Origin of the sequence: Tenacibaculum sp. TC6 (assembly GCF_050606265.1) — a bacterium.
GTDB lineage: Bacteria > Bacteroidota > Bacteroidia > Flavobacteriales > Flavobacteriaceae > Polaribacter.
On sequence record NZ_JBOCUK010000001.1, the window covers coordinates 252114 to 276921 of the forward strand.

Here is a 24808-nt window from a genome sequence, read left to right on the forward strand (position 1 = left end):
CTTTTACTGAAAAGATGCTTATGTTTTGAGCAAAAGATGCTTACCTTTTTATAAAAAGATAAGCATCTTTTTTAAACCTCTATAACCTACTGTATTTTAAGTGATTACAAAACCATAAAAACTCCTTCTTTTTTACCCTGTAAAACGAACGTTTTTTTAATAGAAATGACTGTTATTCTTCTGAAGTTTGGCTCTTAAAACCCGATGGTACTTCTTGATTTTCTTTCATTTACTTTAGTAAGCATTTTTTTATAGGTTACCGTTATAATTCCAAAAAGTTGCCTTATTCTTTTTTTAAACTGAATAGTCTCTATTAATTTTTGTACTCCCAGGGTTGCTCCTGTAAATACAATTCCCCATATTAGTACTTCATAGGGTGTTTTATTCTTATATCCTAAAACGGCCATTCCCCAGCAAATTAGTACCCATTGTATAACATACATTGAAGTTATGTTACGGCTACAGTATTGTAATACTGCCATTACTTTGCCTAATTTTACGTTTTCGTATAGTTGTTGGGCTAGCCAAAAAAATACTAAATTGATTCCTAAAAGAAATAGAAAGCCACCAACTCCTAAGTGAAAATAATCGTTCATGTGCAATTCATAATTGTCATAACAAAGCCATCCTCCTATCAAAGCTACGATACTCCCATATCGTATTATTTTATGAAACGTTTCTTTTATATTCTTGTCATGCTCATTATATACATAACCAAAAAACATTCCGGTTAAAATAAATCCGAACCAAGGAAAAACCGGGAAGTATACATTCCAATCTTTTCCCCAAAGTATATCCAATAAATAATCTACTCCGCCCACGCCTGTGTGATATCCTCTTACATAGTTAGTAAGTACTAGCATGCATACAGCTAGTAATAAGGTAAATTCTTTACGTTTCTTTGCATAGGCATGAATAACTCCCATAAAGCATAAACACAGCCCTGTTAGTTGTAAAATATCACCGGTTAATACCATATATAGGATATGGTTAGTATTTAATGGCAGACTCCATCCATAAGCTTTTACAAAATTTTCCGGTAGCAATCCTAAAACAGTCAGCGGTACAAATTTTAAGAAATTCATTACATATCCTATCAATAAAATATACGCTCCTCTTTGTATAGATGATGTTATTGTATTTCTTTTAGATAGTGTATATGAAAACCCCATAGCTATTAAAAATACTCCTGCCCATTTACCAAAAAAATGACCTATAATTCCTAGCCAGCTTTCTTCTTGTGTTGATGTACTACCATATAGTAATAGTACATGAGCCATCGGAATAAAGAATACCGCTATTCCTCTGGCAATATCAATAGCTTCTACTCTGTTCAATAATCGTGTACTCATAGTATATGCTTACTTAGTTTTTTAGCTAAGGGTTTTCTTCTTCTGCTTCTTTGCTGAAGGTTCTTTTTTAAAAAACCCATGTAAAAAATGCCTAAACATTTTTCTTCTGTAGCCAATGCTATAGTATTGTTTACATACTCTATTGTTGCACGTCCTGTATCCCAGTAACCACCTATATTAAGTGCTGTACAGCTTAACCACATATTTTGTACAGCACAAGATATAGCGGCTATTTCTTCCCATTCCGGTAGTTTTTTACTTGGTGTAAATACAATGGCTATTAAAGTGGCATTAAGGGCATAGTTTTTAGTTTCTGAATAGCGTTCCTCTGAAAATTCTTCTTCTGAATACATGGTTCTGTAATAATCTGCCATGTACTCACCTATTTTTTCTTTATGCTTTCCTGCTAAAACAATAAACCTCCAAGGTTGAGTTAACTTATGAGTAGGTGCCCAAATTGCATTGGTTATAATAGTATTGATAAGCTCATCCGGTATGTCTTCTTCCGTATAATCAAACGCATAATAGGTTTTTCTTTCTCGTATTATGGTACTTAAATCATTTATGTTCATGATACTGTTGTTACCGTAGTTACTTTGTTTATTTGCGGGGCATACTTGGCTATCGGGTTTTTTAACATGCCTTGTAATTGTAAACTTTCAATAGGGTTTGTTAAATCCAGCATTTGCTTTGTATTTAATAGCTGTAATTTATTTAAACAACACTTGTCAAATTCTGAAGTAAAAAGATTATATCGTTCATATTTTTCACGTAACTCCGGATGTTCTTTTTGATATTCTATAATGCAATTAGCTACTAAGTGCCAAAAGTTTTCTTCTGAAAATGCCGCGTGCATATCTAAAATTTGACTGATGAACCTGAAAATACAATCAAATACATCTGTAAAAATGGCAAGGACTTTCATTGTATCTGAGGCTTTTGTAAACAATCTTTTAGCATGCTCAGGTAACTCCATGGTTTCATTAAAAACAACTACTTCTTCTGTTATATCTTTCATTAAAATAGCTACCGGAGCATAATTCTCCATAACCAGTAAAATATTTTCGCCATGAGGCATAAACACTAATTCGTACTGATAAAAACAGTGTAGTAACGGACTTAAATAAGCCTGCAGGTATTTTTTAATCCATGTTTGAGTATCATAAGGCGATGCCTTTATAAATTCTGCTAACAATGCTGTATTGTTCTTATCTATATGAAGCAATGCTGCCATGGTTGCCACAGTTTGTCCGGATTTAATTTTAGTAAACGGACTTTCTCTCCACAAAGCTGATAGCATTTTGTTATGCGGATTTGTTTTACCCAATGCTTCGTAATAGTGATTGTGATACCCTACGGTTGCTACTTCACTTAACATGGTAAACCCGGTCTTTTTTAAGTAGGCATCTGTATTTAACAGTGTATTAACCCATTGAGTAATATGGGGCGTGCTTTGCATATAGTATGGCGATAGCCCTCTGACAAATCCCATGTTTAAAATAGACAGTGCTGTTTTTACATATAACTTATGTGGTTGTGTTGTATTAAAAAGGGTTCGGATAGATTGTTGTGCGGAATAGGCATCGTTACTTTCTCCTAAAAATATCAGGTTGTTATTAGCTATGTCCGCAGCAAAAACATGAACAAGTTTAGTGTTCCATTGCCAAGGATGAACGGGCATAAACACATAATCTGCCTCGTTACAGTTTTTTTCTTTTACAACTTGATTAAATGTGCTTATTGTTTGAGTTCCCAGTTCATTTTGCAATAAACCGGTATAATCAAACTCTTTAATAGCGGTATAGGTGGCATACTTTTTATGTGCAGCAATCCAATAAATTTTAAACGGATGGTTTGTTTCCGGTGCATACACATAATAATCTTTAATAGTAAACCCTATTCTACCATTGTTAGCTACAAAACAAGGGTGTCCCTCAGTCATGGCATGCTCTATATCTTGAAAATCTTTGCGCGCCAAGGTTGCTGACGTAAATTGTTCTTGTTCATATTTATACGCTGCACTCATTAAAGTACTGGTAATTTCCTCTAAATACGTAGCTAAAAACTCATCGGGTATCTGTAATGTTTTTCTAAATTCCGTAATAAAGGTCAATGCATCAATAGTTTCTTCCTGATGGTTTTTAATCTTTTTAAGACTGGCAGCATCTACGTACCAATGGTCTAACTTATATTTTTTAGCACTAAACCAATACGTAGCCTCGTTAGTATCTGTAACAAGCGTATAGGTTTTCCATCCCTCTTTTTCATTGTTTTCTTTTTGAGGGTGTATTATGTTTTCATGAGAGAACTCGCTAATAGCCTTGGCTACCAGTTTTTTATTTACATACTTCCATGTAGTTTGTTTATATGTTTGTTTCATGCTTGTTTTGTAATGCTTTTTGATAATTTTCTTTAGTACAAATAGCCAATGCAGCTATTTTATGCGGAAGTTGTATTTCTTTTTCATATATAAATCCGGCTCTTTTATTTAATACATGAATTTTACTGTTGTTTACATCGGGTTCTACAACTACTCGGTTTACATACGGAAGACTAAAAAAGTATTCCATAACAGTTGAAAATACATGCCAGGTAAATTGCGGAATTCGTTTTTGGGCAGGAGCTACCAAAATGTGCATCCCATAATCGTTTAATTGCGCCGGGTAATGGCTTGCCAAACCATCTTCTGTAACTTTGTAACGTTCCATTAAAAATATAGGTTCATCATTAAGCATTCCTATATAGGTATGATGGTACGGATTTTTCTCAATGGTATTATACGCTTCATAAAGTTCATCTTGGGTAAACTCTAACATTCCCCAATATTTGGCATAGGGCTGAGTTATCCATTTAAAAACTGTTGTTATATCTTTTTTTAACTGTATAGGGCGAATAGAAATAGTACCTATACCGGGTATCTTCTTACTAAATAATAGCTGTTCTATCATACTGGTCATAACACGTTTTCTAATTGAGGTTGATTTTTAAAAACAGCTATCGGATTTTTGATATCTCCGGCAAATTGTAGTAAAGCTACCGGATCATCTAAATCGATCATTTGCTTGTTATTATGTAACTGTAAACGATTTAAGCATGATAGTTTAAAGGTATTTGCAAATACATCGTAGGTTGCAAACTTATCTGTTAACTCCGGAAATTGTTGTTGATATTCTTTAATAACAGTGGCCACTAATTTCCAAAAGTCTTGTGCTGATAACTCGGTATGCTCTTCCAGAATTACGGTTAAGTACCTGAAGAAACCGTCAAAAATATCGGTAAAGATTGAAAGTAATTTTACGTTTTCCGGTACTTCTGCATACATACGTTTTAGCGCTTCGGGTAAACTTCTATCAGCATTTAAAATAGCGGCTTCTTCTGTAATATCTTTCAGTAAAATAGAAATCGGTTGGTTATTTTCTAATACCAAAATACTATTTTCACCATGGGGCATAAACACTAAATCGTATTGATAAAAGCAGTGCATTAACGGAGTTAAATAGGCTTTTAAATAATCTTGTATCCAATTTTCTGCAGTAAGTCCGGAACTTTTAATCAACTCCGGTAACAACGCATTGCCTTCATCATCTATATGTAATAATGCAGCCATGGTTATAGGCTTTTGCTCTTTTGTTATTTTTGAATACGGACTTTCTCTCCAAAGTGAAGCTAGCATTTTGTTATAATCATTATGAGGTCCGAATTCTTTAAAATATGGATTTACATAACTTACCGATCCTATTTCACTTAGCATTTTAAAGCCTGTTTTTTGTATAAAAGCATCTTGATACAATAAGTTTTCTAACCAAACAGCCATTTTAGGAGCAGTACCTAAGTAATACAAGGGTAAGCCTCTCATAAATCCCATGTTTAAAATAGATAGAGCTGATTTTGTATAGAACTTATTGGGATGGCTATTGTTAAAAAGTGTTCTGATAGATTGTTGTGCCAAGTACTGATCAGGACCGTAACCCAAGCAGATTAAATCTCCTTTTGCTATTTCCGGGGCAAAAACCAGAGCCAGTTTATTAAACCATTGCCACGGATGAATAGGAATAAACAGATAGTCGTCCGGTTGGCATCCTTTTTTATTGATAACCTCGTTAAATTGCTCAATGGTTTCTTTATCTAATTCTTGATGTAATAATGTTTTATAAGGTAAACTATCAATAGCTGCATATACTGCTTTTGATTTATGCCCTGCCAACCAAAGTAATGAAAATGAATTTCCTGCTTCAGGAGCATACGATCGGTAATCGCTACTATCAAAACCAATGCGTCCGTTATTGGCTACAAAGCCCGGATGCCCTTCTGTCATAGATTGTTCAACCGTTTGAAAATCTGCCACAGCTAATTCCTTTGCTTTAGGGTTTCCTTTCATCATTTTAAAAGCACTGCTATATAGTGTACTGATGATTTCTTCCAAATACACCGGCAATTTTGCCTGGTCAATTCCTAAAGTATTTCTAAACTCCTGAAAAAATACAAGAGCATCTATTGTCGCGTCCTTTCCTTGTACTACCTTTTTTATTGTAGCTTCTTTTATCATAAAATGCTCCAGAGGAAGTATTTTCGCTTCAAATTGATAAGTAATTTGAGAATCGTCTGCAACTACCTCATATACATACCAATCGTTATTGAGTGGTTTAATTACTGTAGGGGTTATAAGCCGTTCATGAGAAAACTCGCTCAATGCTTTTTTTATTAATTGAATAGTTGCTTTTTGCCATGTCTCGGGCTGTATATGTTGAACTGATTGCTGTGGAGATACCATAGTATCCAGTGTATTCATAAGGCTACGTTTTAGGGGTGAAATAATGGGAGTGTTTTGTTTGTGTGTTTCTCTGTTTAAAAAAGCCAACTGTGCGGTTTTATGGGGGAGTTCTATAACTTTATCTAAGTTAAAACCTATCCGTTGGCATAAAGCAAACATCTTTTTGTTTCTAATATCCGGTTCTACTACAATTCGCTGAATGGATTCATCCGTAAAAATGAAATCCATAATGCTTTGAAACATAAACCAAGTATAGTTAGGTATTTTAAGGGATTTAGGGGGAGCTACTATAATATGCACACCACAATCTGAAGGTTTTGTATTATAATAGTGTTGTAATATATCTTGTTGAGGCTGATACTGTTCTAAAACAAATGCAGGTTCGTTATTATACATACCTACAAAAACTTGGTAATGTTCAGGTTTCGTAAGTTGTATATACTCATTTTTTACTTCTGATAAAGTCATGTTTTGCATCCCCCAAAACACAGCATATTCCTGATTTACCCAACGGTGCAGCACTACGCTGTCTTTTTTTATATCAAACAATCGAATACCTACAGTTCCAAAGTTTGGATATGTTTTGCTAAATATTGTTGTTTCTTCTTTCATGGTTAGGATGTTTTGGGTATTTGCTTGGAAACCACAGAGAATTTAAAAATCAGAAAGTACAGTAGTATCGTTCCTAAAAACCCTATACAAGCAACTCCAAAAGGCATGTTTAAACCGTAAGCTTCTACTAATATGCCTACATTTAATGAAGCTAACAGTACACCTAAGTTTTGAAAAAAATGTACCTTACTGTAATCTATCGCATACGATTCCGGTGAGCTTAACTCAAATACTAAAACATCAAACTTTACCACTCCTTGAAAAATAGCCCAACCGTATATAATTCTTCCTATGATAATAGTGCTATCATGTGGAATTCCTTGTAATGTTAATCCCACTACTCCTATTAGTAAAGCGGTTATAATTCCTTCTGAACCTTCTGCTTTTCGTTGATTTTGAATCCATAATGCTACTACCGCAACAAAACCGGGAATAGCATAGATAGCTCCTGAGACCAATTTAGAATTATAGATTGAAACATTTTCCCAATACAAAGAGAAAAAAGGGCGGATTAAAAAATCACTGAAATATAAAATAAGAGTGAGAGTTCCTATTTTAAGGATAAAGTTTTTAGGGGTTGTACTTTTTATAGAATCGTTAGCCATTCGTATGGGAGTGGTATCGTATTTTTTACTTTTTAGCAAATACCCGCTAACTAACATTTGTAAAAAATCACCCAAAGCCATGATTATAAATATGGAACTTGGGTTTATAAAATCAACAGTAACTCCACCTATAACTGCTCCTAATATGCCTCCGAGATGTACCACTACAGATAAAAAAGCAATGGTTTGTGTATGCTCTTTTTTATCTATTATTTTTAAAATGTACGGATATACTAATAAATAGCTTCCTTTAAAAAATACCATTAAGAGTGATAGTATCCAAAAATTAAGGTGGGAATTAGTATGGTAACAATACAATGCTAAAACTCCGGCAATTGCTTGTGTGTAAATAAGAATTTGTAACTCAGCTACCTTTATAGATACATAAGCCCAAAAAGGAAAAGCAATCATTACCATAAAACATAAGGCTGCAAAATAATAGCCTACATTTTTTGGATTGGTCATTCCAAACCTCAGTTCAAAGAACTGAGGATAGAATGGGTGTAACAAATAATCGCTTACCACAGCTATAAAGGTCATGAGTATTAGAAATGATTTTAACTTCATTATCCTACTACTTTTGATCTTTGTAATACTTCTTCATCTTCACAAACCCCAAACTGTTGAAATGCAATGCTTTTTTCTATCGGATAGTATTCTTTTCCTGTTAATTCCTTTATAATATAGGAGTTTCTATAACAAGCCATTCCTAAATCAGGGGTTACAAATCCATGAGTATGCAGCTCTACATTTTGAACAAAAATTTCATTTCTGTTCTTGTCTATCGTATAATTTCTCTGTACATCATAACGCCCTTTATAATCCCAAATAATTCTGTCTGATACCTCTTCAATAAACGCAGGCATTTTATAATGATATCCTGTACATAAAACAACACCCTCTGTTGTTTTATTAAAGTATTTATCTTCTTCAACTTGGTGTAAGTTCAACGTAATTTCATGAGTATTAGATGAACTATTGATTAATTCCGTATTGGTTCGTAACGATACTTTTAAAGGTTCTTTTGCATACGACTGCTTAGTATACAGTAATTCGTGAATGTCATTAATCAAATTTTGATTAACTCCTTTATAAAGATGTTTTTGGTTTTTAATTAATTCATCTCTTTTTTCGGGAGGTAAGTTGTAAAAATAATCGACATACTCAGGGGAAGTCATTTCTAACGTTAATTTAGAATATTCTAACGGGAAAAATCTGGGGGACCTGGTTATCCAATTCAATTCGTAATTCTTGGTATCAATGTCTTGAAGTAAGTCGTAAAAAATTTCAGCAGCACTTTGTCCGCTACCTACAATAGTAATCGATTTTTTATTTTGTAACTCCTCTTTATGATATAAATACGCTGATGAGTGAACAGCTTGTGTTTTAATATGGTTAGCACTGGCAGGTACATACGGTACGGTACCTGTACCTAAGATGATTTTTTTAGTCTTATATATTTTAACCTCTTTTGTTTTGGTACAAATACAGCTAACTATATATCGTTTTTCTTCTTCATTAAAATGAATGTTTTTAACCTCTGTATTAAAATAGATGTTAGGTAACTTTTCTATTGCCCACTGGCAGTATTTATTATATTCATTACGAAGTAATAAGAAGTTTTCTCTTATATAAAATGAATAAATTCTTCCGCTTTCTTTACTAAAATTTAAAAAACTAAAAGGGCTTGTTGGATCAGCTAAGGTTACCAAATCTGCCATAAACGGTATTTGTAATGTGGTATTTTGTAACATCATGCCCGGATGCCAATCAAATTTTTCTCGTTTATCTAAAAAAATACCATTGAGATCTTTTATAGGAGCTGTTAAACATGCCAACCCTAAATTAAACGGTCCTACTCCTATTGCTATAAAATCTGTACTATTGTGTTCCATCTTAATTATATGTATTATACTGTTCTCCTTGTTGTTTAATCATGTTTATAATCTCAAAGAGATGTTCTTTTGTTGTATTCGGATTTAATAAGGTAAATTTTAAATACGTGATTCCATTGAGTTTGGTACTTGCTACCGAGGCTTTACCCGATTTAAACAATGCGTTTTTGATATGTAAGTTAATTCTATCGTGAAGTTTATTTTCTTTTACACCTACTGATTTATATCTAAAAACAACAGTACTCAATTCCGGTTCATGCACTACTTCAAAAGCAGTATCTGAAGCCAAGTGTTCGTAAACAGCTTTGGCTAAATAGTGTACTTCTTCTAAATAGGAAGCAATGGTATTTTTACCAAGTGTTTTTAGGGTAAACCATACTTTTAAAGCATCAAACCTTCGGGTAGTTTGAATTGACTTTTCTATTAAATTAGGACGTTCCGGATCTTTATCTTCAAAAGGATTCAGATAATCTGCATAATACGATACATATTGAAAATGCTGCTTATTCTTTAACAAAAAGGCACTACAGCATACCGGCTGAAACATTGTTTTATGAAAATCTATGGTAATAGAATCCACTTTATCAATATGCTCAAAATATTTTTTATGACTGTCTGTTAGTACAAAACAACCTCCGTAGGCACCATCTGCATGTAACCACATACCATATTCTTTGGCAATTGTGGTGATGGTATCTAAAGGATCAAAACTTCCGTAATCTGTAGTTCCTAAAGTAGCCACTACCGCAATAGGAATGTTTCCTTCTTGTTTTACTCTTTCAATAGCCAATACAAGTTCATTGGCATCTAAACGCATTTTACTATCTGTTTTTATCGGTATTACAGCGTCATACCCCATTCCTAATAAAGCTGCATTCTTTTTAATACTGAAATGTGCTTTTTCTGAGCAAAATATTCTGAACTTACTTACCTCTTCAAACCATCCATGTTGTTTAATATTGACTCCGTAATTAGCAAATGCATAATGATCTCTTGCCATTAACAATGCCATAAAATTAGATTGTGTGCCTCCACTGGTAAAAACTCCGTCTGCTTCCTGAGGAAGTGAAAACTCGTTACAAATCCAACGTATTACAGATTGTTCTATAAAAGTTGCTGAGGTGCTTTGATCCCAAGTTTCTACCGCTGTGTTTATGGTAGTGGCAATAGTTTCAGCTAGGATAGCCGGAACAACTACCGGACAATTTAAATGAGCAACATACGTAGGGTTGTGAAATGCTATGGTGTTTTTAATGTACAGATGATTTAAGTAATCTAATGCTTCTTCAAAAGAGTATGTGTGCTCTACATCAAGTTGTGCTTCCAGTTTATGCTGATTAATGTTTTGTATATCATCTCCAGTATAAAAGTTCTCTTGAGTAAAGAACTTTTTTAAGGTTTGATACACTAATGCTGTATATTCTTCAAGCTTTTCAAATGACTTATCGTGCAGTAAATTATCTTTTAATGATAAATCAACGAGTACGGGGGTTTCGTCTATAAACATTTATTTTTATTTAGTCTTAATAATTATAAAACAAAATTAAGACAGAATAAAATGCTAAAATGACGAAAGTGTGGTAAAAAATGACGCGATTAAACGTTTATACTTCTTTATAGCTTTTTAATGCTCGTTCGCGGGCAAACTTGTGATCTACCATAGGCTGAGGATATGCTAATTCATCTAAATCAGACACCCATTTTTTGGTGTAAATCAAATCTTTATCAAACTTTTTAAGTTGTTCTGCAGGATTAAATATTCTAAAATAAGGAACGGCATCACAACCAGTACTTGCTGCCCATTGCCAATTTCCATTGTTAGAGGCTAATTCATAGTCTAATAACTTCTCAGCAAAATAGGCTTCTCCCCACCTCCAATCAATCAATAAATGTTTACATAAAAAACTGGCGGTAATCATTCGTACTCTGTTATGCATATACCCTGTAGTATTCAGTTCTCTCATTCCTGCATCAACAATGGGGTATCCTGTTTCTCCTTTACACCATTTTTCAAACTCTTGTTCGTTATTTCTCCATGCAACAGCATTATATTTTTCTTTGAAGTTTTCTGTGACTACTTTGGGAAAGTGATATAATATTTGCATAAAAAACTCTCTCCATATTAATTCACTTAAAAAAGTTGCATTGGTTTCTAGGGCTTTTATTACCATTTGACGAATACTAACCAGCCCGAAACGTAAATGTGGTGATAAGTAGGAAGTTTTATCCAATGCCGGAAAATCTCTTACTTCTTTATAGGCTTCTAACTCTAATAAATTATAGGGTTTTACTTGTATTGTACTTTTTATAAATCCCAATTCAGATAATTCCGGAAATTTGAAGGTATATTGCAGCAGTTGTGTTTTGTAGGCTTTACAATCATGCATTACAATATCTTTTCCTGACTTGAATAGAGACAGCCATTGGTTTTTATAAGGCGTGTACACCGTATAAGGTGTTCCGTCTTTTTTCAGTACTTCATTTTCTTCAAAAATTACCTGGTCTTTATAAGCGTTACAATTGATTCCTTCAGCCGTTAAAAATGTTGCAACCTCTTTATCTCTTTTTATTGCATACGGTTCATAATCTTTATTAAAAAAAACAGTCTCTATTTCATAATTAACTACCAATTTTTTCCACACATTTATAGGATTTCCTTTAAGAATTAACAAGGAACTTCCTACTTTTTTCAACTCTTCATCTATAGTTTTAAGTGTATTGTATATAAAGGTTACTCTGGCATCATTTTTAGGTAGTTTTTCTAAAATTTCATCGTCAAAGATAAAGATTGGCAAAACAGGTTTTTCTGATGCTAGTGCATGATAGAATGCGGTGTTATCTTCTAAACGTAAATCTCTTCGAAACCAAAAAACTGAAATTTTATTGTTCATTAAAAATTCTTTCTAAAGTTAAATATCGGTGGTTAAAAATGTGTGTTAGTTGTTTTTTTATAAAAACTTGTTGAGCTAAATGTCCTAGGATTCCAAACGGAATTTTATATGAAATTTTATCTTTCATTACTGTTTTACCATCCGGTTGTTCGTAAAACCAATGCTCATGATGCCACATTTTATAAGGGCCAAATCGTTGTTCATCAATAAAAAATGAGTTTGTTTTTACTTGAGTTATCTCTGTTACCCAGTTTTGTTTTATTCCGGGTAAAATGCCTACTTTATAGGTTATTATTTGTCCGGCATAGGCTTTTTTATCAATTTCCGAAGTTATCTTAAACCCCATATGAGGCGGAGTTATTTTTTGTAGATTTTCAGGAGCATTAAAAAACTCCCAAGCTTCTTCCAAACTGATATTCAATACTTGTTCAGTAGTTAAGGTATATATGCCTGAATGTTTTTTAAAATTCATCTATTTTAATAACTTTAAAATTTTTGAACTCATAGGTTTTGTGGTTGAGTAAAAATAATCAATCAATCTTCCTTGCTCGTCTACCAGGTACTTTTGAAAGTTCCATTTTACAGAAGAATCTGATTTTCCGTTAACTTTTTTCTGAGTAAGCCATTGATATAATTCATGTTGATTTGCTCCTTTAACATCTACTTTTTCTGTGATTAAAAATGTTACTCCGTAGTTAAGTTCACAAAAAGATTCAATTTCTGAAGCTGTTCCCGGTTCTTGCTCTCCAAACTGATTGCACGGTACTCCAATTATCATCAGATTGTCTTTATGTTTATCATAAAGCTCTTGTAATCCTTTGTATTGTCCGGTAAATCCGCATTTGGAAGCCACATTAACAAACAGTATTTTTTTACCTTTAAATGTAGTTAAATCAATTGGTTGTCCTTTAATATCATTTATTTTTATCTCATAAATAGATTTATTAGGCTCCACCGTTTGTGCTTTAAGTGAAAGATTGAATAAAGACATAATCAGTATTATTTTAGTTAGTTTCATTTGTTTAGTTCTGTTGTTTTTTATTTTTTTATCAATCATTCTTCCGGATATTTTGCAGAAGTGTGATGTGTATCTTCTATAATAGCTTCATGAATATGATTGATGGTAAAATATCCTGTTTCTTTTATGTTATCATACGTATTTATTGTTCTTGAGTAAAATACATTATAAGCTTTCATAATTGTTAATTTTTATGTCTTGTGCTTTCAAATCGTGCATTAGATTATACAACCCAAAGAATGTTCTGTTTATATAAATAAAATGTTTTGATCCTCTATTTCCGTTCATCTTTTTAAGCTCTGTACTTTTAGAGTATTTCTGACCTAAATCTGCTATTTTAGCAAAGAATACTTCGTTTGAAAAGTCAAATTCTTCTTGATGAAATGGTTGGGTAAATAATGATAGCATTTCATGAAACAATTCTTTAAAAAATTGTTTTTCTTCCTTAGTATCATCAGATTTCAAAATTTCCAGTTCATAGAGTTTCTTCTCAAAAAGTTGCGGGTTTTTAATATTTTCTTTTTGAGCTAATTCAAAATACGGAATATAAAAGTTATCAGGAACTTCTTTCATGCAGCCGAAATCAATCACAATCAACTCATGGTTTTCAGACACTAAAAAGTTACCGGGATGAGGATCTGCATGTACTTTTTTAAGAACATGCATTTGATACATATAAAAATCCCACAAGGCTTGTCCTAATTTGTTTAAGTTTTTCTGAGTGTTCTTTTTCATTACAAATTCAGACAAATGCAAGCCTTCCATCCAATCCATTGTTAATATTCTCTCAGAAGAATATTCCGGATAGTAATTTGGAAATTTCAGATTAGGAATTTTACGGCATTTTTCTGCTATTTCTTTGCTTTGTAATAGTTCTAATTCGTAATTAGTTTCTTCTATTAGTTTATTTTCTACCTCTTTAAAATATTCATCAGATCCTTCGCCTTTAATATTAAACATTTTTATAGCAATAGGTTTAACCATTGCTAAATCTGACGTAATGCTTTCTGCAACGCCGGGATATTGAACTTTAACAGCTAGCTTTTTTCCTTCTTTGGTTGCTTGGTGTACTTGCCCAATACTTGCTGCATTTACAGATTCAGTAGTGAAACTGTCAAATACTTCTGTAGGTGCTTTTTTAAAGTATTTTTTAAAAGTTTTTACAACCAATGGTGAAGATAATGGCGGAACCGAAAATTGTGATAGTGAAAATTTTTCTACGTAGGCCTTGGGTAATATATTTTTTTCCATACTCAACATTTGAGCAACTTTTAATGCTGAGCCTTTTAATGTTTTTAAACCATCATAAATATCAGTGGCATTTGCTTCATTAAGATTTTCTTTTGCTTCTTCTTCTGATTTTATAATTTTTTCTCCATAATATTTAGCATAATTTGCTCCAACTTTTAACCCTGTAGTAATTAGCTTAGAAGCACGTTCGATTTTAGAAGTTGGTATACGATTTATACTTTTCATACAGTTGTTGTTTTTTCTTTCCACAAAAACTTAGCAAAATCAAAAACGCTTTGCACCGGAGTTAAATCTTTTAAATCAAAGCTTACTTTTATTGATTTTTCAATAAAAACATCTGTCTTTTCAAAATTTTGAGATTCATCTTCTAACCAAAATTGCAACGTAAAAACTAATTGAAGCCAAGCTACTTCTAACATTCCTTTATCTCTAAACTTGTTAATTTTATCATTCTTAAAATCAAAAGCTTCTGTTTGTATCTCATTTTGAATAAAATGTATGTACGTTTTTCGTAGCTCAGATAAGAGTTTTAAAGATTCTAATTTATTTTTATTTTGTTTAAGCTTTAAAAATACATAGGAACGATTTGCTGCAAGTAGTTCAAAAAAAGTGTAGTAAAAACTCAATAGTTTATTTTTTGAATCGTATGTTTTATATTCTTGATCGGCATTGAGTAATTCAATAGTTTTCAAGCAAAAAGTGGCAAATATTTGCTTTTCTAATGTTTCAAAGCTACTATAAAAAGCATAAAATTTACTTTCTTCAAATTTATGTTCACTAGCAAAGGCATATACAGATTTTGGGATGTCTTTTGTTAGCACTTCATTCATATACAACTCCATTATTTTTTCTGCAGTAATTTCTTTCTTTCTTGTCATTTTTTTTAAATTTTAATTGTTAATTACTATGTAAGCATTTAAACTGGTTGCAATAGTCATCCAAATTAAATAAGGTATAATAAAAAGCGTATACCAACGAAGTGTTTTATAATATTTTAATGTAAAGTAGCCTATAAGCAACCAAAGCGCTACTATTACCGCTAACCCTAAAAAAGTTTTATGCTGATTGAAAAAAATATAATTCCAACTTACATTCAATAGCCACTGAAGGGTATATAAAAATAATAGTTTACGATTGAACTCTCTTGTTTTAAAGCTTAGCCTTGTCATATATATCGAAAAGAATAGCATTATCGAAGTCCAAGCAACACCAAACAACCAATTAGGAGGAGTCCACGGAGCTTTATTTAAAGAAATATACCAGTCTGTTTTAGGTCCGTTATTCATTAAAATAACACCTATATAAAGCGCTAAAAAATTGGCTATTAAAAATACTAAAAATCTAACTATAGGCTTATTAAACATCGCTTTCATTTTTCAAAAAGTTAAACAATAGCTGAATAGAAAACAGCATATTAAATGCATAAAAGATATCTTCAAAAGGTATAGTAAAAAGTCTTACTCCCATATTTTCGCTATCATTATACCAAACTACCGGATTATCAATACCGGTTCCTGTTAACACTCCATTTACTATAAAAAACGGAATTAATATGATTAAAAAGCTAGGTAAATATTCTTGTAATACTTTTACCTGTTTTTTTAAACTATATACCATAAGCAATATAAAACACACAAAATTGACAGTCGTATACCATTTTCCTATATTAAAAATTAAGAGTGTAGATGTTAATAATAATAGGAAAACAGAAATAATAATCGTATTTTGTTTTGATAGTTTATAGTTAGGAAAATAGTATTTAAGAACTTCATGTGTAAATAAACAAGCATAAGGAATACAAAAAAAGAACATCCATTCTTCAATAGGCATGTTTAAAATGAGTAATGATAAATGGTAATCAGAATTAAATCCCCACACTCCTATTGAAGTAAAAAAAGCATCCCAAACCAGAAATGGTATAGCTACCAAAAGAATACTTATAAATGCTATTTTAATATATTGTATAAAATGAAATTTCTTTTCAAAAATACTGTACAGCAGAGGTATACTTAAACTTCCCAGATTTAATATGAGATATAAATAGGTACTCATTATTGTATTTTTTTATAATATTTAAAAGGAACAAACAACATTCCGAAACACTCTCCTTCTTCTTTTCCTAAGTGCTTATGATGTATTTTATGTGCTTTACGTAACCCTCTTAAATACCTGTTTTGTGTGTTTTTAAACCAGTTAAATCTTCTGTGAATAAGCACATCATGAATTAAAAAATAGGCTAAACCATATAACAATATTCCTAAACCAATAAAAAACATATAATTGAGTTCTGGTCTAATTCCAAAGTAAAACAGCAACATACTTGGTATAGCAAACACTACAAAAAAAGCATCATTTTTTTCAAACACATGCGGATATCCGGGTTGATGATGGTCTTCATGTAAAAACCACCCAAAACCATGCATAACATATTTATGAGTGCACCATGTTACTCCTTCCATTAGTACAAATGTTCCTAGTGTTATTATTATAAATAAAATCATAGAGATGTATTCTTTTTTATATAAAAATCTAAATAGTCTGAGCTATCAGTTATTTCTAATCGTTGTTTTAAAAAGCTCTTGTCTTCTTCTATATTTTTCTTGTAATTTAATAGAGACGGTATATTTTCTTGAATAACTAATCTAACGTAACGTAAATCTGCATTATCCGGATGCTTATTTATAAGTTGCTCCATTTTTTTTTTCCCTTGATTAAAAACAGAAAGTTTTTTCCATGGAAAAAAAGCATATTTGGCTTGTTTCATTTCCAAAGAGACTACATAAGCCTGAATACTAATATTTTCTGAATCTTTATACGTATTGATAAATGTTTTTTCTTGTTCTTTTGAAGAAACACTGTGATAAGCAATAACATACTCCGGAACATTAATATTATTACCAAATAAAAACCAGAAAATTGCTATTAACTTCATATTATAAACGGAATATATTATTCTAATAAATTAAGTTTATATCTGGCATAACCTCTCATTAACAGACTTAATTTTAGTCCGTTTGAAATTCTAATTCTGGTATCCATAATTTGTGATGAAGGCACCGATTTTAATTTTCTTAATAATCTTTTATAATATTTATATGCAATATATACACCAAATTTGGCTTCTACCGGTAGTTTTAGAATTCCATTTCTGTAAGCAAAATCAAAGTCTGCTTCAATTTCATTAATAATTTGATTTTTAGTCGTATTATCTAATTCTTTCAAATTAACATTTGGAAAATATGATCTATTTAAAATTTCAAAATCGTCTTTTAAATCACGTAAAAAATTAACTTTTTGAAAAGCGGATCCAAGCTTCATAGCAGCTTCTTTTAACTCTTGATATTTATCTTCATCACCTTTAACAAAAACACGTAAACACATTAAGCCAACTACATCTGCTGAACCATAAATATACTCATTATACTCTTCTTGTGTGCTATAATTATTTTTATATAAATCAGCTTTCATACTTTTTAAAAAAGCCTGTACAAGCTCGTCTTCAATATTATATTTATTGACTGTTTGTATAAACGAATTTAGTATAGGGTTTAAACTAATGTTTTGGTGCTTACCTAAATAATAGTTTTTTTCAAACTGTAATAGCAATGCTTCTTTATCATATAAATGAAATGAATCTACTATTTCATCAGCAAACCTAACAAAACCATATACATTGTAAATGGCTTGTCTAATCTCCGGCGCAAGCATTTTTGTAGCCAAAGAAAAAGAAGTGCTATATTTTTGTGTAACTAATTTGCTACAATTGTAGGAAACCTGATCAAACAATTCTTTCATTATTTACGAGTTTTTAAAATTAATTCTGATGCTACTTTTCCTGAAATAAGTGAAGGTGGAACCCCTGGTCCCGGAACCGTTAACTGTCCAGTAAAATACAAATTTTTTACTTTACTACTTTTTATTTTAGGTCTAAGAAAAGCTGTTTGGGTTAATATATTGGCTAATCCGTAAGCATTTCCTTTATATGAATTATAATCTTTAATAAAATTATTTACACAATAACTTTCTTTACAAATGATACTATCTTTTAGCGTTTGATTTGTTAATCTTTCTAATCTTTCAATGATAATATCAAAATATTTATTTCTTAATTCTTCTGTATCTTCTATTCCAGGAGCTAGCGGAATTAAAAAAGTACCGGCTTCTTTACCTTCCGGAGCAAAAGACGAATCTGTTATTGAAGGAAAACTAGCATAAAACAAAGGATTATCAGGCCAACTAGGTGTATCATATATTGTTTTAGCATGTTGATCAAAATCCGCATCAAAAAACAATGTATGATGATGCACATTTATCAGTTTTTTATTAAAGCCTACGTAAAACAATAAAGAAGAAGGTGCAAATATTTTTTTTGACCAGTATTTCTGTGAATATTGTCTTAGTTTTTCCGGTAATAAACTTTCGGTATGATGATAATCTGCACCGCTTAATATTAAATCAGTTGCTATTTCATTTCCATTTACTTGTATAGTATTCACATAATTGTTGGCATCAACATTAATTTTATTAACATTCGCATTGGTTATAAAATTAACACCTAATTCTCTAGCCAAGCTTACCATGGCTTCAACAACTTTATACATTCCCCCTACCGGATGCCAAGTACCTAACGAAAAATCTGCATAATTCATAAAATTATAAAATGCAGGGGTATTACTTGGTTTAGCTCCTAAAAACAAAACAGGAAATTCAAGTATTTGAATTAACTTAGTGTTTTTAATTTTTTTTCTTACCTCTTTTCTTATGGTAGAAAAAAATTGATTTACTCTTACAGCTGTTTCCGGAGTTACTAATTCTAAAGGAGAAACTCCCGGCTTGTAAACCATATTTTTAACGGCTATATCATAATTACCTTCTGCCGATTTGATAAACTTAATTAAATACTTTGAACTCCCTTTTTCTATACTCTCAAAAACTTCACAAATTTCATTAAAATTATCAGGTATTGTAATCGCGTCTTCTTTTCCAAAATAAACCTGATATGCCGGAGATAGTTTTTCTAATCTATAATAATCTGAAGGCTTTTTTCCAAAATCAGCAAAAAAGCTTTCAAAAACATCCGGCATCCAATACCAAGTTGGTCCCATATCAAACATGAAGTTGTTTAATAAGAGCTGCCTAGCTCTTCCTCCAAGAGTATTATTTTTCTCATATACCGTAACTTCATACCCTTCTTTTGCCATGTAGCATGCAGCGGACAGTGATGAAAACCCCGAGCCAATTATTGATATTTTATCCATTTGTTTAACCATACTAAAACAAAGTTAAACAAAAAAACAATAGATACTACAAATCGCTTTTAAAGATTTTGTTAATTTTTAAAACATAAAAGTTAAACAAAAAGTAATATTATTAAAATTCTTCCAAAAACTTTAATACGGATGGGTAGGTTTTAACGTACTCAAAATTATCTAAACTAACCAATATGGTTTTAGCGCCAATACTAACAAGCTTGTGATTGGTTCCTTTTAAAATTGAATTAAATTCCTCAAAATATTCAGCCACACTCTCATCATAGGGTTTAATTGTTAAAGAATTAACAAAAATCATCGTTTCATTACTCTTTACAAAGTAAAATAGATTATCTAACGGTAAACTTTGTCCTAAATAAACGGTCTTATACCCTCTTAAAACTAACTCATAATTTAAATACAACAAACCTATTTCATGTATTTCTCCTTCCGGTAGAAATAAAACATAGGTTGCTTTTTTATTTGTCGCTATGTATTCAAGTTTTTCTGTATTAATATGCAGTTTTTGAATTATTAAATTTGATATAAAATGTTCATGTGCGGGTGTTAACGTATCTGTTTGCCATAACATTCCTATGTGTTCTAAGAAAGGAATGAATATTTCTTTAAAAACTTCTCTGAATGTTTTTTTATTTAACAATTCATGATATGTGGTATTAAAGAGTACTTTGTCAAATTGAAGCATTGCTAATTTTAACGAATTTATTGCTTCATCGTTCACCGCTATTTTATATGAAAGTTCTCTTGCAGTAAGTTTAATCTGCTCATCAGACATATCTGCAATTCTAGATATTTTATAGTTGTGCTTATTTAATAAAGCTACATTTAGTAATTTCTGTAAACTTTCTGATGAGTAGTAACGAATATTTGTATCTGTTCTTTTAGGTTCTAACAGATTGTATCTTTTTTCCCATATTCTTATGGTATGAGCTTTTATTCCTGAAATATTTTCAAGATCTTTAATGGTAAATGTATTTTTTATATTGTTTAACATTCCCCTTATTTTTATTAAACAAATATACTATTTATTTTTCATTTACATTATTTGAGAAAAACTCTGAAAACAACATTTGGTGTAAACCCTAATGATAAGTTATCCATCTCTTGCACACTATAACTATTACCATTGCTTACATTGGTATATCTTCTACTTAAAATATTCGTTCTATCATAAATATTTAAGAGTGAAATTCCCACTTTTCCTTTCCATCTTTTCTTCTTATCAAAATTAAATTCATAGCTAGAAGAAACATCTATTTTATGATATGCGGGTAACCTTCTTGAATTTAGTTCTCCAAATACAATAGTGCCATTATTCTCAATTCTTCTTGGTGGAGAATAAGGTGTTCCTGTTTTTAAAAGCCAAGCTAGTGAAAAACTGAAATTTCCGAATTTTAAATTATGAGCCCATAAAAAGCTATTAGTGATATCAAAATTACCGGGAAAAGGTTGCCCATTATTTGCTTCTTCAAACGTATAAGTAGATTTACTATAACTATAGTTTATCCATGTATCATAATTAGTATATGATTTTTTTAATAAAACATCAACTCCATTTACTTTTCCTGTTCCTTCAAAAAAACTTCGTACGCTACCATCTGTACCCCTGGTAAATGAAGTTACCCCGTAACTGTTTTTTCTATAAAAATCAATATCAAATATGGTTCCGTTTGATTTATATAAAAAACCTAAAGTATATTGGTTGTTTCTTAATATTGGTAACTCTTTGTTATCTATTAATAGCCACACTTGATTTTCTAATCCGAAATCGGAAGTGTGATTTTCAATTATTTGACCAATACTTTGTTGTTTATATTCAAACGATGTTTTTACTGAGAATTTAGGAAATAGTTGTTGTTGAAAATATACTCGTGGGGCTAGATACACTTTATCAGCTAAAGTGAAATAATTTGTTCGTACACCAAGATTAAAAATAGTTTTGTTTCTATTGTTATATCCATAGTTAAAAAATAATGCGTGCGTATTATTATTGTTAGCGTCTTCAATTGTATAAAAAATATTTGTTGTTGAATTAGCTGCTCCTCTATGAATTTTATAACTTACATCATTATTAACCAACTCATAACCGGTAAAAAAAGTTGTTTTATCGTTAATCTTATTCTCTATAGTAGTTTTAAAACCAAAATCTTTAATTAAGTTACTTTTAAGAGCGTCTTGAGTAAAAGATTGTCCGAAGTTGAACTCTCCGTTATAAGTATAAGAAAAATCATACTCTGAAGAGTAAAAACTCGTATTTTGAACTACGTTATCACTCCATTTATGGTCCCATTTTAACCTCCAGCCTGCATTTTTGATTTCCAAAAAATCTTTCGTAAAATAAGTATCTGAATCTTTTGTTTTAAAAATATATGTTAGCTTATTTCTAACTAATAAATAGTTAAACGTCAAAACATCTTTACTTGATAAATTATATGTTATTTTAGAATTAACATCAAAAAAGTAAAAATCATTAGTATCTTCGAATGAATCGGTTTCGGTTTCTTGATTTTTTGAAATAACAGAGTTTTGAAATACTTTTTTAGACAATCTATTAAATGTAGTACTTTTATAAAAATCAGTAAAAGACCTCCTTCCTGAGACGGTTATTCCTATTTTTTTTCCTAAAGGCACATTCAAAAACGCATCAAAATGTGTCATATTTGCTCCAAAGCCTCCTTGAATTCTAGTGGGTATTTCTTTTGAAGTTTCAATATCTATAACCCCTGAAGTATGGTTTCCGTACTCTGAACTGGTTCCACTTTTAAAAATTTTCACCTTGTTTATTATATACGGATTAAATGCTGAAATCATTCCGAAGAAATGAGATGAATTATACATTTTAATTCCGTCAAAAAGAATAAGGTTTTGTTCCGGAGTACCTCCTCTTATAAATAAATCAGAAGCAGTTTCATTAGGACTATTAATCCCCGGAAGTAATTGTATTGTTTGTAATACATCGGGCTCTACAAGTCCTGAGATAGATCCTAATTTTTGAGGTGAGATAACTACAGAACCATCCGATTTTTTATCAATTCCTCCCGATAAATAATCTGAGATAAGCACTTCATCTAACACTGTATTTTCATGTTTCAGATATACATTTATACATACTTTGTTAAGTATATCTTTAACATTTAAAAATTCAGTTACATAACCTACAAAGGTAATCTCAATAATATCATTATCTTTTAAATTTTGTAACTTAAAAAAGCCATTTTGGTTTGAGCTAATTCCTTTGTTATTACCATAAATCGTAATATTAGCTTCTTCAATAGGTTCTTTGGTTAAACTATCATAAATAAAACCACAAATATGATTTGAAGAGTTTTTTTCTGTTTTCTCAGAAATTATAATATACCTGTCTTGAATTATTTCAAAATTTAAATTCGTTTGGTTTGAAATTTCATCAAGAATTTTTTTTAAGTCTACTCCATTTATGTTTGTATCAACATATTTATTTTTTAACAATAAATCATTATAAGAAAACTTAACATTATGTTTAGTTTCTATTTCTGTTAAAAAATCTCTTAAAAGAACTATTTCTTTAGAATGTACTTCCTGAGCAAATAAATGATTTGCGTATAGAGATAATATTGATATTAATAAAACATAAATTCTAAATCTCATTTATTGCTTAACTAAAGTAACTGTTTTTTTATCTGTAAAGATAACGCCTATTTTCATAGGTTCAAAAACAGTTTTTAAAGCAATTTTAAGATTATTATGTGTATAACTACCTGTAAATTTTTGCGCTAAATCTACACCTTTAGTTTTTATATCTATATCATACTGATTTTCAATAGATAATATTACATATTTTAGTGCTATGCTTCTAAAAGTAGATTCCCCATTTTTCCATTTTGGCTCTTGTTCTTGTACCTCCCAATTTTCAGTTTTTCCTTCTTTAAAACTACGTGTGGCTTCTCCTTTTGTTAAAATATTTTCTTTTTGATTAGAAGTTACACTAACTCTTCCTTCAAAACATTTAACCTCCACATAGTCTTGATTTGTTTGTACATTAAACTGAGTTCCTAGTACTTTAACATCACCTAAATCTGTAATAACTCTAAATGTTTTTCCTTTTTTTACTTTAAAAAAGGCTTCTCCTTTTAACGTAAGCTCTCTGGATTTTTCCCAGTTTTTTGATTCATACCTAATTGATGATTTTGAGTTTAGGATAACCTCAGAACTATCCGGTAACATTATTGCCAGTTGCTCTCCATAACCCGTTTTATGATTAACAGGTAAATCTAAATAATAAAAGATACCTAATAACAAGATAACTGACGCAGCCGCAACAGAAATCATCCAATTTACATTAATTACTTTAGTCGGTTTAGATGGTACTTGTCCTTTTTTCAGTTTTTGATTTATCTCACCAAAAACCTTGTCTTTGTTAAAATCCGGTGCTTCAAACCCTGAAGAAACTTCCATGATTTTTTGGTATAACAAGTAATCAGAAGTTTTCTCAAACTCTTCTAACTCATTAGTTGTTAATTCTTTATTTAGCCACCTTTGTATAAAGGCTTCGTCTATTTGTTTTTTCATCTTTTGCTTTTCTTATTGTATAACAAGTAAATTAAATACAACCCTACTTAAAAGTTTCACCTATTTTATCTCTTAAGCTTTTTAAGGCTAAAGACATCCTTTTTTCAACAGCTTTTACTGATATATCAAGCATTTCGGCTATTTCCTTATACTTCTTTTTATCAATTCTGTTTAATAAAAAAACTTCACGCTGTTTATCCGGTAAATCAGCAATTGCATTTTTTAATTTCTCTAAAAACTCCTGTTCTTCAATGATAAACTCCGGAGTTATATTTGTGTGCTCTTTTTGATGTTCAGAAGAGTGTTTTAATATTATTTTTTTGTGAGCTACATGATTTAAAAACATATTGTTGGCTACAGTAAATAAAAATGATTTAGCTTTATCAAAAAATACTTTTGAACAATTCTCCCAAAGTTTAACAAAAGATTCCTGTACAAAATCTTCCGCTAAGTCTTTATCTGCACACTTGTAATACATAAAATTATACAAAGACTTTGACTGCTCTTCGTATATTTTATTAAAGATATTCGGTTGACAAATGTTTTTTTCGGTTTTCATTGCAACAAACTTAACATTTTTTAAAAAATATGGTAG

Annotated in this window: 23 protein-coding genes and 1 pseudogene; all 24 read right to left on the minus strand. The window is 30.9% G+C overall.

Going from position 1 to position 24808, the window contains the following annotated elements; genetic code table 11:
* Window positions 1-194: 194 nt before the first annotated feature.
* Window positions 195-1352 carry a heparan-alpha-glucosaminide N-acetyltransferase domain-containing protein gene (locus tag ACQY1Q_RS01135; protein ID WP_431003437.1) on the minus strand — a complete coding sequence of 386 codons (1158 nt, stop codon included), beginning with the start codon at window positions 1350-1352 and terminating at the stop codon, window positions 195-197.
* The gene (locus tag ACQY1Q_RS01140; RefSeq protein WP_431003438.1) at window positions 1349-1924 is read right to left on the minus strand and encodes a nitroreductase family protein; all 576 of its coding nucleotides are present in this window, start codon (window positions 1922-1924) and stop codon (window positions 1349-1351) included. Before ACQY1Q_RS01140 ends, ACQY1Q_RS01135 begins: the two co-directional genes overlap by 4 nt.
* A complete protein-coding gene (locus ACQY1Q_RS01145; protein ID WP_431003439.1) occupies window positions 1921-3732 on the minus strand; it encodes an IucA/IucC family protein in 1812 nt (603 codons plus the stop codon). The genes ACQY1Q_RS01140 and ACQY1Q_RS01145 overlap by 4 nt, the downstream gene beginning before the upstream one ends.
* Window positions 3716-4300, minus strand: coding sequence for a GNAT family N-acetyltransferase (locus ACQY1Q_RS01150; RefSeq protein WP_431003440.1), 585 nt, complete (start codon window positions 4298-4300; stop codon window positions 3716-3718). The genes ACQY1Q_RS01145 and ACQY1Q_RS01150 overlap by 17 nt, the downstream gene beginning before the upstream one ends.
* A gap of 5 nt (window positions 4301-4305) precedes the next feature.
* Window positions 4306-6735 carry a GNAT family N-acetyltransferase gene (locus ACQY1Q_RS01155; RefSeq protein ID WP_431003441.1) on the minus strand — a complete coding sequence of 810 codons (2430 nt, stop codon included), beginning with the start codon at window positions 6733-6735 and terminating at the stop codon, window positions 4306-4308.
* Between the two features lie 2 nt (window positions 6736-6737).
* The gene (locus tag ACQY1Q_RS01160; RefSeq protein WP_431003442.1) at window positions 6738-7907 is read right to left on the minus strand and encodes an MFS transporter; all 1170 of its coding nucleotides are present in this window, start codon (window positions 7905-7907) and stop codon (window positions 6738-6740) included.
* Window positions 7907-9235, minus strand: a complete 1329-nt coding sequence (locus ACQY1Q_RS01165; RefSeq protein ID WP_431003443.1) for a lysine N(6)-hydroxylase/L-ornithine N(5)-oxygenase family protein — start codon at window positions 9233-9235, stop codon at window positions 7907-7909. Before ACQY1Q_RS01165 ends, ACQY1Q_RS01160 begins: the two co-directional genes overlap by 1 nt.
* Window position 9236: 1 nt before the next feature.
* Entirely contained in the window at window positions 9237-10742 is a 1506-nt protein-coding gene (locus tag ACQY1Q_RS01170) for a pyridoxal phosphate-dependent decarboxylase family protein (RefSeq protein ID WP_431003444.1), read from the minus strand.
* A gap of 97 nt (window positions 10743-10839) precedes the next feature.
* Window positions 10840-12126 carry a cryptochrome/photolyase family protein gene (locus ACQY1Q_RS01175; RefSeq protein ID WP_431003445.1) on the minus strand — a complete coding sequence of 429 codons (1287 nt, stop codon included), beginning with the start codon at window positions 12124-12126 and terminating at the stop codon, window positions 10840-10842.
* Window positions 12116-12598, minus strand: coding sequence for an SRPBCC family protein (locus ACQY1Q_RS01180; RefSeq protein ID WP_431003446.1), 483 nt, complete (start codon window positions 12596-12598; stop codon window positions 12116-12118). Before ACQY1Q_RS01180 ends, ACQY1Q_RS01175 begins: the two co-directional genes overlap by 11 nt.
* Entirely contained in the window at window positions 12599-13117 is a 519-nt protein-coding gene (locus ACQY1Q_RS01185; RefSeq protein ID WP_431003513.1) for a glutathione peroxidase, read from the minus strand.
* Between the two features lie 65 nt (window positions 13118-13182).
* A pseudogene (locus ACQY1Q_RS01190) lies at window positions 13183-13287 on the minus strand (flavin oxidoreductase); the annotation flags it as partial.
* A 22-nt stretch (window positions 13288-13309) separates the two neighbouring features.
* Window positions 13310-14620 carry an ABC1 kinase family protein gene (locus ACQY1Q_RS01195; protein WP_431003447.1) on the minus strand — a complete coding sequence of 437 codons (1311 nt, stop codon included), beginning with the start codon at window positions 14618-14620 and terminating at the stop codon, window positions 13310-13312.
* Window positions 14617-15273, minus strand: a complete 657-nt coding sequence (locus tag ACQY1Q_RS01200) for a TetR family transcriptional regulator C-terminal domain-containing protein (protein WP_431003448.1) — start codon at window positions 15271-15273, stop codon at window positions 14617-14619. Before ACQY1Q_RS01200 ends, ACQY1Q_RS01195 begins: the two co-directional genes overlap by 4 nt.
* Before the next feature lie 12 nt (window positions 15274-15285).
* Window positions 15286-15768: a TspO/MBR family protein gene (locus ACQY1Q_RS01205; protein ID WP_431003449.1), complete on the minus strand. Its 483-nt coding sequence runs from the start codon at window positions 15766-15768 to the stop codon at window positions 15286-15288.
* On the minus strand, window positions 15752-16447 hold the full coding sequence (locus tag ACQY1Q_RS01210) for a lycopene cyclase domain-containing protein (protein WP_431003450.1): 696 nt from the start codon (window positions 16445-16447) through the stop codon (window positions 15752-15754). The genes ACQY1Q_RS01205 and ACQY1Q_RS01210 overlap by 17 nt, the downstream gene beginning before the upstream one ends.
* Window positions 16447-16896: a sterol desaturase family protein gene (locus ACQY1Q_RS01215; RefSeq protein ID WP_431003451.1), complete on the minus strand. Its 450-nt coding sequence runs from the start codon at window positions 16894-16896 to the stop codon at window positions 16447-16449. Before ACQY1Q_RS01215 ends, ACQY1Q_RS01210 begins: the two co-directional genes overlap by 1 nt.
* A complete protein-coding gene (locus ACQY1Q_RS01220; protein WP_431003452.1) occupies window positions 16893-17327 on the minus strand; it encodes a hypothetical protein in 435 nt (144 codons plus the stop codon). The genes ACQY1Q_RS01215 and ACQY1Q_RS01220 overlap by 4 nt, the downstream gene beginning before the upstream one ends.
* Before the next feature lie 17 nt (window positions 17328-17344).
* Window positions 17345-18190, minus strand: coding sequence for a phytoene/squalene synthase family protein (locus tag ACQY1Q_RS01225; RefSeq protein WP_431003453.1), 846 nt, complete (start codon window positions 18188-18190; stop codon window positions 17345-17347).
* Window positions 18190-19653 carry a phytoene desaturase family protein gene (locus ACQY1Q_RS01230; protein WP_431003454.1) on the minus strand — a complete coding sequence of 488 codons (1464 nt, stop codon included), beginning with the start codon at window positions 19651-19653 and terminating at the stop codon, window positions 18190-18192. Before ACQY1Q_RS01230 ends, ACQY1Q_RS01225 begins: the two co-directional genes overlap by 1 nt.
* A 112-nt stretch (window positions 19654-19765) precedes the next feature.
* Window positions 19766-20659 carry a MerR family transcriptional regulator gene (locus ACQY1Q_RS01235; RefSeq protein WP_431003455.1) on the minus strand — a complete coding sequence of 298 codons (894 nt, stop codon included), beginning with the start codon at window positions 20657-20659 and terminating at the stop codon, window positions 19766-19768.
* Window positions 20660-20706: 47 nt separating this feature from the next.
* A complete protein-coding gene (locus tag ACQY1Q_RS01240) occupies window positions 20707-23292 on the minus strand; it encodes a TonB-dependent receptor (RefSeq protein WP_431003456.1) in 2586 nt (861 codons plus the stop codon).
* A complete protein-coding gene (locus ACQY1Q_RS01245; RefSeq protein ID WP_431003457.1) occupies window positions 23293-24213 on the minus strand; it encodes a FecR family protein in 921 nt (306 codons plus the stop codon).
* 43 nt (window positions 24214-24256) lie between these two features.
* Entirely contained in the window at window positions 24257-24772 is a 516-nt protein-coding gene (locus tag ACQY1Q_RS01250; protein WP_431003458.1) for an RNA polymerase sigma factor, read from the minus strand.
* Window positions 24773-24808 lie beyond the last annotated feature (36 nt).

What these genes read in the sequence shown, in the direction of transcription:
- ACQY1Q_RS01135 (WP_431003437.1), bottom strand. Translation starts at nt 1,352, where the DNA reads ATGAGTACACGATTATTGAACAGAGTAGAAGCTATTGATATTGCCAGA.
- ACQY1Q_RS01140 (WP_431003438.1), bottom strand. Translation starts at nt 1,924, where the DNA reads ATGAACATAAATGATTTAAGTACCATAATACGAGAAAGAAAAACCTAT.
- ACQY1Q_RS01145 (WP_431003439.1), bottom strand. Translation starts at nt 3,732, where the DNA reads ATGAAACAAACATATAAACAAACTACATGGAAGTATGTAAATAAAAAA.
- ACQY1Q_RS01150 (WP_431003440.1), bottom strand. Translation starts at nt 4,300, where the DNA reads ATGATAGAACAGCTATTATTTAGTAAGAAGATACCCGGTATAGGTACT.
- ACQY1Q_RS01155 (WP_431003441.1), bottom strand. Translation starts at nt 6,735, where the DNA reads ATGAAAGAAGAAACAACAATATTTAGCAAAACATATCCAAACTTTGGA.
- ACQY1Q_RS01160 (WP_431003442.1), bottom strand. Translation starts at nt 7,907, where the DNA reads ATGAAGTTAAAATCATTTCTAATACTCATGACCTTTATAGCTGTGGTA.
- ACQY1Q_RS01165 (WP_431003443.1), bottom strand. Translation starts at nt 9,235, where the DNA reads ATGGAACACAATAGTACAGATTTTATAGCAATAGGAGTAGGACCGTTT.
- ACQY1Q_RS01170 (WP_431003444.1), bottom strand. Translation starts at nt 10,742, where the DNA reads ATGTTTATAGACGAAACCCCCGTACTCGTTGATTTATCATTAAAAGAT.
- ACQY1Q_RS01175 (WP_431003445.1), bottom strand. Translation starts at nt 12,126, where the DNA reads ATGAACAATAAAATTTCAGTTTTTTGGTTTCGAAGAGATTTACGTTTA.
- ACQY1Q_RS01180 (WP_431003446.1), bottom strand. Translation starts at nt 12,598, where the DNA reads ATGAATTTTAAAAAACATTCAGGCATATATACCTTAACTACTGAACAA.
- ACQY1Q_RS01185 (WP_431003513.1), bottom strand. Translation starts at nt 13,117, where the DNA reads ATGTCTTTATTCAATCTTTCACTTAAAGCACAAACGGTGGAGCCTAAT.
- ACQY1Q_RS01195 (WP_431003447.1), bottom strand. Translation starts at nt 14,620, where the DNA reads ATGAAAAGTATAAATCGTATACCAACTTCTAAAATCGAACGTGCTTCT.
- ACQY1Q_RS01200 (WP_431003448.1), bottom strand. Translation starts at nt 15,273, where the DNA reads ATGACAAGAAAGAAAGAAATTACTGCAGAAAAAATAATGGAGTTGTAT.
- ACQY1Q_RS01205 (WP_431003449.1), bottom strand. Translation starts at nt 15,768, where the DNA reads ATGAAAGCGATGTTTAATAAGCCTATAGTTAGATTTTTAGTATTTTTA.
- ACQY1Q_RS01210 (WP_431003450.1), bottom strand. Translation starts at nt 16,447, where the DNA reads ATGAGTACCTATTTATATCTCATATTAAATCTGGGAAGTTTAAGTATA.
- ACQY1Q_RS01215 (WP_431003451.1), bottom strand. Translation starts at nt 16,896, where the DNA reads ATGATTTTATTTATAATAATAACACTAGGAACATTTGTACTAATGGAA.
- ACQY1Q_RS01220 (WP_431003452.1), bottom strand. Translation starts at nt 17,327, where the DNA reads ATGAAGTTAATAGCAATTTTCTGGTTTTTATTTGGTAATAATATTAAT.
- ACQY1Q_RS01225 (WP_431003453.1), bottom strand. Translation starts at nt 18,190, where the DNA reads ATGAAAGAATTGTTTGATCAGGTTTCCTACAATTGTAGCAAATTAGTT.
- ACQY1Q_RS01230 (WP_431003454.1), bottom strand. Translation starts at nt 19,653, where the DNA reads ATGGATAAAATATCAATAATTGGCTCGGGGTTTTCATCACTGTCCGCT.
- ACQY1Q_RS01235 (WP_431003455.1), bottom strand. Translation starts at nt 20,659, where the DNA reads ATGTTAAACAATATAAAAAATACATTTACCATTAAAGATCTTGAAAAT.
- ACQY1Q_RS01240 (WP_431003456.1), bottom strand. Translation starts at nt 23,292, where the DNA reads ATGAGATTTAGAATTTATGTTTTATTAATATCAATATTATCTCTATAC.
- ACQY1Q_RS01245 (WP_431003457.1), bottom strand. Translation starts at nt 24,213, where the DNA reads ATGAAAAAACAAATAGACGAAGCCTTTATACAAAGGTGGCTAAATAAA.
- ACQY1Q_RS01250 (WP_431003458.1), bottom strand. Translation starts at nt 24,772, where the DNA reads ATGAAAACCGAAAAAAACATTTGTCAACCGAATATCTTTAATAAAATA.